The 10,515-nt window shown below is 72.4% G+C and carries 9 protein-coding genes and 1 pseudogene; 4 read left to right on the forward strand and 6 right to left on the reverse strand.

Features of this window, described 5'->3' with window-relative positions; genetic code table 11:
• Positions 1–474, forward strand: a 474-nt coding sequence (locus AB8Z36_RS17950) for a M23 family metallopeptidase (RefSeq protein ID WP_369214333.1), incomplete at its 5' end; no start/stop codon positions are given.
• A gap of 33 nt (positions 475–507) precedes the next feature.
• On the opposite strand, the gene AB8Z36_RS17955 is transcribed toward AB8Z36_RS17950, so the two are convergent.
• Positions 508–1,593, reverse strand: a complete 1,086-nt coding sequence (locus AB8Z36_RS17955) for a DMT family transporter (RefSeq protein WP_369214334.1) — start codon at positions 1,591–1,593, stop codon at positions 508–510.
• A 245-nt stretch (positions 1,594–1,838) separates the two neighbouring features.
• On the opposite strand from AB8Z36_RS17955, the gene AB8Z36_RS17960 reads away from it, so the two are divergent.
• Genes AB8Z36_RS17960 through glgC form a run of 3 tightly spaced genes read left to right on the forward strand, consistent with a single transcriptional unit; the run spans position 1,839 to position 5,043 of the window.
• Positions 1,839–2,588 (forward strand): (2Fe-2S)-binding protein, encoded by a 750-nt coding sequence (locus AB8Z36_RS17960; protein WP_369214335.1) that lies wholly within the window; start codon positions 1,839–1,841, stop codon positions 2,586–2,588.
• Positions 2,589–2,637: 49 nt separating this feature from the next.
• Complete coding sequence (gene glgA / locus AB8Z36_RS17965) at positions 2,638–3,813, forward strand: glycogen synthase (protein WP_369214336.1); 1,176 nt, start codon at positions 2,638–2,640, stop codon at positions 3,811–3,813.
• A gap of 9 nt (positions 3,814–3,822) precedes the next feature.
• Positions 3,823–5,043 (forward strand): glucose-1-phosphate adenylyltransferase, encoded by a 1,221-nt coding sequence (glgC, locus tag AB8Z36_RS17970; RefSeq protein ID WP_369214337.1) that lies wholly within the window; start codon positions 3,823–3,825, stop codon positions 5,041–5,043.
• 25 nt (positions 5,044–5,068) lie between these two features.
• Here the strand turns inward: glgC and AB8Z36_RS17975 are convergent, their stop codons facing one another.
• From AB8Z36_RS17975 to AB8Z36_RS17995, 5 genes and pseudogenes are all read right to left on the reverse strand, one after another.
• Positions 5,069–6,076, reverse strand: coding sequence for an ABC transporter permease (locus AB8Z36_RS17975; protein ID WP_369214341.1), 1,008 nt, complete (start codon positions 6,074–6,076; stop codon positions 5,069–5,071).
• Positions 6,077–6,105: 29 nt separating this feature from the next.
• Positions 6,106–7,068 carry an ABC transporter permease gene (locus AB8Z36_RS17980; protein ID WP_369214338.1) on the reverse strand — a complete coding sequence of 321 codons (963 nt, stop codon included), beginning with the start codon at positions 7,066–7,068 and terminating at the stop codon, positions 6,106–6,108.
• Positions 7,065–8,594, reverse strand: a complete 1,530-nt coding sequence (locus AB8Z36_RS17985; RefSeq protein WP_369214339.1) for a sugar ABC transporter ATP-binding protein — start codon at positions 8,592–8,594, stop codon at positions 7,065–7,067. Before AB8Z36_RS17985 ends, AB8Z36_RS17980 begins: the two co-directional genes overlap by 4 nt.
• 1 nt (position 8,595) lies before the next feature.
• Positions 8,596–9,690, reverse strand: a complete 1,095-nt coding sequence (locus AB8Z36_RS17990; RefSeq protein ID WP_369214340.1) for an ABC transporter substrate-binding protein — start codon at positions 9,688–9,690, stop codon at positions 8,596–8,598.
• A gap of 170 nt (positions 9,691–9,860) precedes the next feature.
• Positions 9,861–10,515: pseudogene (locus tag AB8Z36_RS17995) on the reverse strand (LacI family DNA-binding transcriptional regulator); the annotation flags it as partial.

The following is a 10,515-nucleotide window of genomic DNA, read 5'->3' on the forward strand; positions in this document are numbered from 1 at the left end:
CAGCAGAAGGCCCCCGCCAGGAAAGAGCAGGCCCGCTCCGCCARGGCCCCCGCGCCCCGCACCCAGCAGGGCGGGTTCACCGCCCCCGTCGCCGCCTCGCCCAGCACGCCCTACCGCGCGGCGGGCGGCTCCTGGTCGAAGGGCTACCACACGGGCGTCGACTTCGCCGTGCCCACCGGGACCTCCGTGAAGTCCGTCGCGGCGGGCACGGTCGTCTCCGCGGGCTGGGGCGGCAGCTACGGCTACCAGGTGGTCATCCGGCACGCCGACGGCAGGTACAGCCAGTACGGGCACCTCTCCGCGCTCTCCGTGAAGGCGGGGCAGCGGGTCGGCGCCGGACAGCGCATCGCCCGGTCGGGGTCCACCGGCAACAGCACCGGGCCCCATCTGCACTTCGAGATGCGTACCGGGCCGGGATTCGGGTCCGACATCGACCCGCTCGCCTATCTGCGGGCCCACGGCGTGCGCGTCTGACGGCCCCGCTCACACCCCGCTGCCCGGGAGCGCTCAGGAGCCGATCCGCTCCCGGTGCCGCGGCTGCCGGTGCCGCACCCCGCGGTGCGTCGCGTGCGCCGCCACGGTGAGCTGGGAGGGCAGCGCGGGGAGCGCGGGCAGGGGCGATCCCGAGAGCGCCGCGTCCACCGGGGGCACGGTCGCCGGCCGCCGCACGGGAGGCTCCGCCTCGGCCGCCACGCCGTCCCCGGCCCCGGGCTCCGCCGCCGAGCCCTCGCCCGACACCGTCTCCGCCGCCGTGGACGTCTCCCGCGCGATCCGCTCGGTCGTCAGCAGGATCAGGCCGCCCGCCGCCACGACACCGCAGCCCAGCGCCAGAGCGGTGCCCAGGGTGCCGTAGCGGAAGGTTTCCTCGAAGAGGGTCAGGCCGACCGCCGCCGCGACCACCGGGTTCACGACGGTGACCGTGGACAGGGGCGCGGCGAGGCCCGCGCCCCGGTAGGACGCCTGCGAGACGAGCACACCGGCCGCCGCGAGGACCGCGATCACGCCGAGGCTCGGGAGCTGCTGGAGGAGCGGGACGCCCCGGTCCAGGTCCACCGCCACGGTCTTGGTGAACACCGACGCGATGCCGAAGGCCGCACCCGCCCCGCAGGCCAGGAGCACACTGCGCACCACCGGGTGCCGGTGTGCCGCGTGCGCGGCGACCATCAGGGCGAGGACACCGCCGCCCGTCGCCAGGGCCAGCATCAGGCGCTCGGCGCCCGCCAGGGACGTCGAGCCGGAGGCCGAGGTGAGCGAGAGCAGCCCGGCGAGCCCCACCGTCGCCATGATCGCGCCGCGCCAGGCGGTGGCACCGGCCCGGCGGCGCACGAACACGGCAGCCATCGGCAGGGCGAAGACGATGGTGAGGGCACCGAGCGGCTGGACCAGGCTCAGCGGGCCGTACGCGAGCGCAACGACGTGCAGCAGCGCGCCCAGGCCGTTCAGCGCGATCGCCGACCACCAGGCGGCGCGGCGCAGCGGTGCGTACGCCCGGCCCGGCGACGTGGCGGCCACCCGCTCCTGGAGGATGGCCGCGCCCGCGTAGGCCACGGCGGAGACGAGGGAGAGCAGGACGGACAGCGCGAGGGCACTCATGAGGTGCTCCGCTGTGTGCGGCGTGCCCAGTGGTCCCGGTGGTCCCGGCGAGGCGAACGGTCGGCTTCCATGGTGTCAATGCTGCCGCTGAAAACGCTCCGCGTCGTCGTACCTGAGCAGGCAATCGGTCCTACTACCGATGGAGTACGGCCCCCGCGGACTCCTCCCCAAGGCGTGCTACCCCCTAGGGGCACGGGTGGACCCCCGGAGCGTCCGGTTCCCGACGGTCTTGCTGTACTGCTGTCGTGACCTCCCTCATCGACCTGGCAGAACTGCGCTCCGTCGGCGGATTCTTCGCGCTGCGCGCGGGGTCCGCTCCCCGCTCCGTACCGTTCGCGGATGTGTACGCTCCGCCTCCGGCGGCCGGTGATCCGCTCGGTTTCCGGGTCGCCGAGGTGGCCCGGCGGCTCGGCGACCCCGAGGAGCGCGTCGCGGCGTCCGTGGCGCAGCTCGGGCTCGCCGCCCGGCTCTGGTCCGTCGCGCTCGGTTCGGCGGCGCTGTACGGCGCGGTGCCCGACCTCGGCCCCGCCCTGCTGCGCTGGGACCCCGAAGGCACCTCGCCCGACGATCTGTGGCTGCCCGAGGTGCGCCCGCTGCCCGGCGGCGGCGCGGGCGGAGCGGACCTCGCGGCGACCGTACGGAACGTCGTCCAGCACGGGCACCTGGAGCCGCTCTCGGCGGCGCTGCGCGCCCGGCACCGGATCTCCGCCGCCCTGCTGTGGGGCAACGCGGGCTCCGCGCTCGCGGGCGCGGCGCGCGAGCTGCACGCGTGGGCGGTGCGGGCGGGCCGCGAGGACGTGGGGGAGCGGGGCGCCGCCCTGGCCGCCGCGCTCTTCGACGACCCCGCCCTGCGCGGCACGGGCACGCTCGCGGGCACCGCGTTCCGGCGCCGCAGCTGCTGTCTGTACTACCGGTGTCCGAACGGCGGTGTCTGCGGTGACTGCTGCTTCGAACGCCCGCCGACGCGGTCTTCCCACCGGGCGTCGTCTGGGTGACCATGAGGAGGCGCGCGGCCGGCCTCAGGCGGACGACGGAGGGTTCTGCGTGAAAGTGGGACTGCTCACCCGGGAGTACCCGCCCGATGTGTACGGCGGAGCGGGCGTTCATGTGGAGTTCCTGGCACGGGAGTTGAGGGCGCTCATCGACCTCGACGTGCACAGCTGGGGCGAGGGCGCCGCCGCCGGTCTGGTGCGGCACCGGGCGTGGTCCGCGCTCGACGGTGCCAATGACGCGCTGCGCACCCTCTCCGTCGACCTGTCGATGGCCGCCGCGCTCGCCGGGCGCGACCTGATCCACTCCCACACCTGGTACGCCGCGCTCGCGGGCCATGTCGGCAAGCTCCTGCACGGCATTCCGCACGTGATGACCTCGCACTCGCTGGAACCCCTGCGCCCCTGGAAGGCCGAGCAGCTCGGCGGGGGGTACGCCGTGTCCAGCTGGGCCGAGCGCACCGCCGCCGAGGCGGCCGACGCGGTGATCGCGGTGTCCGGCGCCATGCGGGACGACATCCTGGCCTGCTACCCGGCCATCGACCCGGCGAGGGTCCGCGTCGTGCACAACGGCATCGACACCACGCTGTACCGCCCCGATCCGGGCACGGACGTCCTGGAGCGGCTCGGCATCGATCTCCGGCGCCCCTACGTCCTGTTCGTCGGGCGCATCACCCGGCAGAAGGGCGTGCCCCACCTGCTCCGTGCGGCGCGGTCCCTTGACCCGGGCGTCCAGCTCATCCTGTGCGCGGGCGCGCCCGACACCCCCGGGATCGACGCGGAGTTCCGGGTGCTCTTCGAGGAGCTGAGCCGTACCCGCGCGGGCGTGCAGTGGATCCCTGAGATGCTGCCGCGCCCCGAGATCGTCCAACTCCTCACGCACGCCGCGGTGTTCGTCTGCCCCTCGGTCTACGAACCGCTGGGCATCGTCAACCTGGAGGCCATGGCCTGCGGCACCGCCGTGGTCGCGTCCCGGGTCGGCGGCATCCCCGAGGTCGTGGACGACGGGGGCACGGGCCTGCTCGTGCCGTACGAGGCGAAGGACCCGCTCGGCTTCGAGCGCGATCTGGGGCGGCTCATGAACGGCCTGGCCACCGATCAGGCGCGGGCCCGGGCGATGGGCGCGGCCGGGCGCGAGCGGGCCCTTCGGGAGTTCGGCTGGGACGCGGTCGCCCGGCGGACGGTCGAGGTGTACGAGGAGATCCTGCACGCCGACAAGGCCGACAAGTAGGAGGCTGGGATGCGCGGTGGACCTTCGGTGCTCGGAATCGTGCTCGCAGGCGGCGAGGGCAAGCGGCTGATGCCGCTCACCGCCGACCGGGCCAAGCCCGCGGTCGTCTTCGGCGGGACGTACCGCCTGGTCGACTTCGTCCTCTCCAACCTCGTCAACGGCGACATCCTGCGCGTCTGCGTCCTGACGCAGTACAAGTCGCACTCCCTGGACCGGCATGTGACGACGACCTGGCGGATGTCCAGCCTGCTCGGCAACTACGTCACGCCCGTGCCCGCGCAGCAGCGCCTGGGCCCGCGCTGGTACCTGGGCAGCGCCGACGCCATCCTCCAGTCCCTCAACCTCGTCCACGACGAACAGCCGGACTACATCGCGGTGTTCGGCGCGGACCACGTCTACCGCATGGACCCCCGGCAGATGCTCAAGCAGCACATCGACAACGGCGCCGCGGTGACCGTGGCGGGGATCAGGGTGCCGCGCGCGGAGGCCCCGTCCTTCGGCGTCATCACACCCGCCCGTGACGGCACCCGCGTCGAGAGCTTCCTGGAGAAGCCCGCCGACCCGCCGGGGCTGCCGGGCGCCCCCGACCAGGTGTACGCCTCGATGGGCAACTACGTCTTCACGACGAAGGTTCTCGTGGACACCTTGCAGCAGGACGCGGAGAACGAGGACTCCGCGCACGACATGGGCGGCTCCATCCTGCCCATGCTCACCGAGCGCGGCATGGCGCAGGTCTACGACTTCGACGGCAACCACGTCCCCGGCGAGACCCCGCGCGACCACGGCTACTGGCGTGACGTCGGCACCCTGGACTCGTACTACGAAGCGCACATGGACCTGATCTCCGACCACCCCGTGTTCAACCTGGACAACCGGCGCTGGCCGATCTACACCCACCCCGGCGGTCTGCCGCCCGCCAAGTTCTGCGCGGGCGGCATCGCGGGCGAGTCGATCGTCAGCCCCGGCTGTGTGATCCGCGGCCAGGTCACCCGCTCGGTCCTCTCGCCCGGCGTGACCGTGGAGGAGGGCGCGGTCGTGCAGGGCTCGGTGCTGCACGACAACGTACGGGTGGGGCGGGGCGCGGTGGTGCGCGGTGCCGTCCTGGACAAGAACGTCGACGTCCCGCCCGGGGCGACGATCGGCGTCAACCCCGAGCGGGACGCGGAGCTCTACACGGTGTCCAAGGCCGGTGTGATCGCCCTGGGCAAGGGGCAGACCGTGCCGATGTGAGGGTGGCGGCGGCGCCGGGGCGGGGTCACAGGACCCTGCGCCTGCGGCCGAGCCACGTCTGGGCGATCACCACCACCGCCAGGAAGGCGCCGCTGACCACCTGCTGGTAGGCGGAGTCGAGCGAGCCGATCTGGTTGATGACGTTCTGGATGACCTTCAGGAGCAGCACGCCCACCAGCGATCCGCTGATGAACCCGAAACCGCCGGTCAGCAGCGTGCCGCCGATGACGACGGCGGAGATCGCCTCCAGCTCCATGCCGGAGCCGAGGATGGTCACCCCGGAGACCAGCCAGGCCGCGTTGAGCGCCCCGGCCAGGCCCGCGCAGAGCCCGGAGACGGTGTACACGGCGACCTTCGTACGGGCCACGGGGGCGCCCATGAGCGCCGCCGCGTCCTCGTTGCCGCCGACCGCGTACACGTACTGCCCGAAGCGGGTGCGGCGCAGTACGACCGCGCCCGCGACGAAGAGGGCGACGGTGATCCAGACCGGGGCGCCGATGCCGAGGAGCTTGCCCTGGCCGAGCGTGGCGAAGAAGGTGTCCTTGTCGACGAGGTAGGTCTGGGAGCCCTCGTCGGTGACCGCGAGCATGATGCCGCGCGCGCCGAGCATCGCCGCGAGCGTGACGATGAAGGGCGCGAGCCGCGAGCGGGCGATGAGCAGCCCGTTGACCAGGCCGATCAGCCCGCAGACGGCCAGCGGAAGCAGCAGGGCGACCACCGTGCCGTACTGCGATCCCCAGGCCGCGAGCACCCCGCCGAGGGCGAACAGGGAGCCCACCGACAGGTCGATGCCGCCGGTGATGATGACGAAGGTCATGCCGAGCGCGACGACCGCGAGGAAGGCGGAGGAGACCGCCATGTTCCCCATGTTGTCGGCCGTCATGAAGGTGTCGAAGGCCAGGGAGGCGACGAGCACCGCCACGACCAGCGTCACGAGCGCGCCGTGCTGCTGGGCCAGCGCGCTCAGCCGCTCGCCGCGGGTCGCGCCCTCCGGTGCCGCCGCGTCCGTGCCGGGTGGGGCGGCGGTCTTCATGGCGTCCGCCGTGGTCTTGGTGTCGGTGGTCATCGCTTGCCCCTCTCGCGGGCCGCGTAGACGGCGAGGACGATCACCACGGCCTGGGCGATCTGCGTCCAGGACGGTGGCAGGTCGTGCTTGATGAGGGTGGCCGTCAGGAGCTGGATCAGGACCGCGCCCGCGACGGTGCCGCCGATCCGGACCCGGCCGCCGCTCAGCGGGGTGCCGCCGACCACCACGGCGGTGATCGCGGAGAGCTCCATCAGATTGCCGAGCGACGTCGGGTCACTGGCGGAGAGCCGCGCGGTCGCGAGCAGCCCCGCGATCGCGGCCAGCGCCCCGGAGGCCACGTACACGCAGATCAAAACGCGGCGCACCGGCAGACCCGCGAGCTGCGCGGCCGGGCGGCTGTCGCCGATGGCGAGGAGCTGGCGGCCGAAGGTGGTGCGCCGCACGACGAACGCGACGAGCAGCGCGAGGGCGGCGGCGATGATCACCAGATACGGGATGCCGAGCAGCGCGCCGGACCCGAGCGAGGCCATGTTCGGGTCGCGAACGTCCTTGAGCTGGGGCAGGAGCACCAGGGCCAGGCCGCGTCCGGCGACCATCAGGGCCAGGGTGGCGACGATGGGCTGGACGCCGATGAAGGCCACGAGGGAGCCGTTCGCCAAGCCGATCACCATGCCGCCGAGCACGGCCACGAGGAGCGCGACCCACATCCCGTACCCGAGATAGAGCGAGATGAGCGAGGTGGAGAGGGCCATCACCGAGCCGACGGAGAGGTCCACGCCCTCGCTGCCGATGGCCAGGGCCATGCCGAGCGCCACGATCAGGACCGGGGCGACCTGCACGGCCTGGGTGCGGAAGTTCTCGCCGGAGAGGAAGTGCGGGGTGAAGAGGATGTTGACCAGGAGGAGTACGGCCACGCCCAGGTAGACGCCGTAGCTCTGGAGGAGGCGGAGCACGCGGTCGCGGTCGGCCGCCGGGCGGCCCAGGGCGAGATCGGTCATGACGTCGTGGCTCCCGTGGTGGCGGTGGCTCCCGTACTGGCGATGGCGCGCAGGAGGGCGTCGGGGGTGACAGCGGAGCCGGTGAGCTCGTCGATGACCGCGCCGTCCTTGAGGACGATCACCCGGTCCGAGCCCTCCACCAGCTCCTCCATGTCGGAGGAGATCAGCAGGACGCCCAGGCCGTCCGCCGCCAGTTCGTCGATGAGCTTCTGCACCTCGGCCTTGGCGCCGACGTCGATGCCGCGCGTCGGCTCGTCGAGCAGGAGGACCTTGGGGTTCATCGCCAGCCAGCGGGCGAGCAGCACCTTCTGCTGGTTGCCGCCGGAGAGCTCGCCCACCTTCTGGTGCGGCCCCGACGCCTTGATGCGCAGCCGCCTCATGAACGTGTCCACGATCGCGTCGATACGGGACTCGTCGACCAGGCCGAGCCGGGAGAGGCGGGGAAGCGCGGCGAGGGCGATGTTCTCGCGCACCGAGAGGCCGGGCACGATGCCCTCCGCCTTGCGGTCCTCGGGGAGCAGGCTGATGCCCGCCCTGATCGCGGCCGGGGTGGAGCCGGTGCGCACCGGCGTGCCGGCCACGGTGACCCGGCCGGAGTCCGGCGACAGCGCGCCCGCGATGGCCTTGGCCGTCTCGCTGCGGCCCGAGCCGAGCAGCCCGCCGAGGCCCACCACCTCGCCGGGGCGGATGGCCACCGACACGCCGCTGAGCTGGTGGCGTACCGACAGCTCCTCGGCGCGGAGCACCGGTTCGGACTCGGCGTGGTGCGCACCGCTGAACTTGGTGACCCCCTCGTCGGCGACCTCCCCGATCTCCCGGCCGAGCATCAGCGCCACCAGGCGCAGCCGGTCGAGTTCGGCCAGGGGGCCGGTGTGCACCACCTTGCCGTCGCGGAGCACGGTGACGGCGTCGCACACCGCGTACAGCTCGTCCAGGCGGTGGCTGACGTAGATCACCGCGATGCCGCGCTCGCGGAGCACCCGGATCACGCCGAACAGCGTCTCGACCTCGCGCGGTTCGAGCGAGGACGTCGGCTCGTCCATGATGACGACGCGGGCGTCGACCGAGACGGCCCGCGCGAGGGCGACCATCTGCTGGGCCCCGACGCCGAGTTCGCGCAGCGGGCGGCGCACGTCCACCCGTACGCCGAGGTCCCGCAGCGCCTCGTCGGCCTCCCGGTGCATACGGCGGAAGTCGATCAGGCCGAACCGGTTGCGCGGCTCGCGGCCGAGGAGGAGATTGCGGGCCACGCTCATCAGGGGGACGAGGTTGACCTCCTGGTAGATCGTGGAGATGCCCGCGTGCTGCGCCTCCAGGGGGGTGGCGAAGTGCGCGGGGGCGTCCGCGTACGTCACCTCGCCGGCGTCCGGCCGGTACACCCCCGTCAGGACCTTGATGAGCGTGGACTTGCCCGCGCCGTTCTCGCCGATCAGGGCGTGCACCTCACCGGCGCGGGCGGTGAAGTCGACGTCGTCCAGGGCGCGTACGCCGGGGAAGGACTTGCTCAGGCCGGATACGGAGAGCACGTCAGTAGGCCTTGGAGAGGTCGGCCTCGGCGTTCTTCTTGGTGTAGGCGCTGTCCTGGATGACGATGTCCTGGCCCACCTTCTCGCCCTTGGTGAAGGAGTCCAGGGTGGAGAAGGCCAGCGGTCCGAAGCGCGGGTTGGACTCGATGACGCCGTCGATCCAGCCGTCGACGATCTTCTGTACGGCGTTCTTGGTGCCGTCGATCGTCACGATCTTGACGTCGCCGGGCTTCTTGCCCGCGCCCTTGAGGGCGTTGACGGCGCCGAGACCCATCTCGTCGTTCTCGGCGTAGATCCCGGTGATGTCGGGCTTGGACTGGATGAGCTGCTCGGTGACCTGCTGGCCCTTCTCGCGGGCGAACTCACCGGTCTGCTTGAAGACGACCTTCAGGCCGGGCGCCTTCTCCTTCAGGCGGTCCGTGAAGCCCTTGGTGCGCTCGGTGGTGACGTTGTTGCCCGCCGCGCCGAGCAGGATCGCGATCTTGCCCTTGCCGCCGGTCGTCTCGATCATCCGGTCGGCGGCGCGCTTGCCCTGCTCCACGAAGTCGGAGCCGATGAAGCTCACGTAGTCCTTGCAGGCCTTGGCGTTGATCTTGCGGTCGACGGTGACGATCGGGATGTGCTTGGCGCTCGCCGCGCGCAGCACCGGCTCCCAGCCGTCGGAGTTCAGCGGCGCGATGACCAGTGCGTCCGCGCCCTTGGCTATCAGGTCCTGCACGTCGCTGATCTGCTTGGAGAACTGCGACTGGGCGTTGGCGGTGAGCAGCTTGACGCCCCGCTTCTCCGCCTCGGCCTTGATGGAGGCGGTCTCCGCGATGCGGAAGGGGTTGGCCTCCTTCTCGGACTGCGAGAAGCCGACGGTCGCCGTCTTCAGGTCGGTCTTCTTGCCGCCGTACGCGCCGATCGCGCAGGTCGGTCCCGAACCCTCCCCGGAGACGACCTGGCCCGAGTCGCCCTTGCCCGCGGCGGAGCCGCCGCTGTCCGAGGCGTCGTCCTCGGACTTGGCGCACCCGGCGGTGAAGGCGAGGCTCGCCGCGAGGCCGACGGCGAGAAGAGTCCTGGCTGAGGTACGGCGAAGAAGGGTGTTCGGCTTCATGGAGTCCCCAAAACGGCACGGCCCCGGGCACTGAGAGCGCTCACGGCAGGATCGGCACTTACGGTCAACTCGGCGGTACGGGGAGCTTTTTACATCGTTGGAAGGTGGCTGTAAACCCTCCCCGCACTCCGGCGGCCTCCCCGGCGCCCCCGGGGACGGGCGGCGGGACCTCACCGCCGCCCCAGCGTGCTCTCCCGCTCCACCAGCCGGAACTCCGCGGTCAGCGTACGTCCGCCGGGCTCCGCGCCGCCCCCCAGACTGCGAAGCAGCGACTCCACGGCGAGCCGCGCGATGGCCTGCTTGTCCGGCGAGACCGTGGTCAGGGTGACCGCCCCGAACTGCCCCTCGGCGATGTCGTCGAAACCGACCACCGCCACATCCCACGGAACCCGCAGGCCACGCTCGTGCAGGACCCGCATCGCACCGATCGCCACCAGGTCGTTGTAGGCGAACACGGCGTCGGGCCGCACCCCCGCGTCCAGCATCCGCGCCATGGCCTTCGCGCCGTCCCAGCGGTTCCAGCCGCCGACCGGGCCCACCAGGCTGTCCGGAGCGGCGATCCCGGCCCGCGTCAGCTCCTCGCGCCAGCCCTTGAGGCGCAGGTGGGCGGGGCGATTGGCGGAATCGGTGCGGGCGCCGAGATAGGCGATGCTGGCCCGGCCCCTGCTGATCAGATGGCGCACCGCCGTACGGGCCGCGGCGACGTTGTCGATCGCGATGTGGTCGTGCGGCAGGTCGTACTCGCGCTCGCCGMGGRTGTGGTSSRSMAGSRCGRYGAYGWCRTGCCGCTGGKCCTCCTCGGCGAGCTCCAGCGGGCTCATGATC

This window comes from Streptomyces flavofungini (assembly GCF_041028215.1).
Classification (GTDB): domain Bacteria; phylum Actinomycetota; class Actinomycetes; order Streptomycetales; family Streptomycetaceae; genus Streptomyces; species Streptomyces flavofungini_B.

Bases quoted from the DNA above. Each gene is read 5' to 3' on its own strand.
- AB8Z36_RS17955 (WP_369214334.1), bottom strand. From the start codon at position 1,593: ATGAGTGCCCTCGCGCTGTCCGTCCTGCTCTCCCTCGTCTCCGCCGTG.
- glgC (WP_369214337.1), top strand. From the start codon at position 3,823: ATGCGCGGTGGACCTTCGGTGCTCGGAATCGTGCTCGCAGGCGGCGAG.
- AB8Z36_RS17975 (WP_369214341.1), bottom strand. From the start codon at position 6,076: ATGAAGACCGCCGCCCCACCCGGCACGGACGCGGCGGCACCGGAGGGC.
- AB8Z36_RS17980 (WP_369214338.1), bottom strand. From the start codon at position 7,068: ATGACCGATCTCGCCCTGGGCCGCCCGGCGGCCGACCGCGACCGCGTG.
- AB8Z36_RS17990 (WP_369214340.1), bottom strand. From the start codon at position 9,690: ATGAAGCCGAACACCCTTCTTCGCCGTACCTCAGCCAGGACTCTTCTC.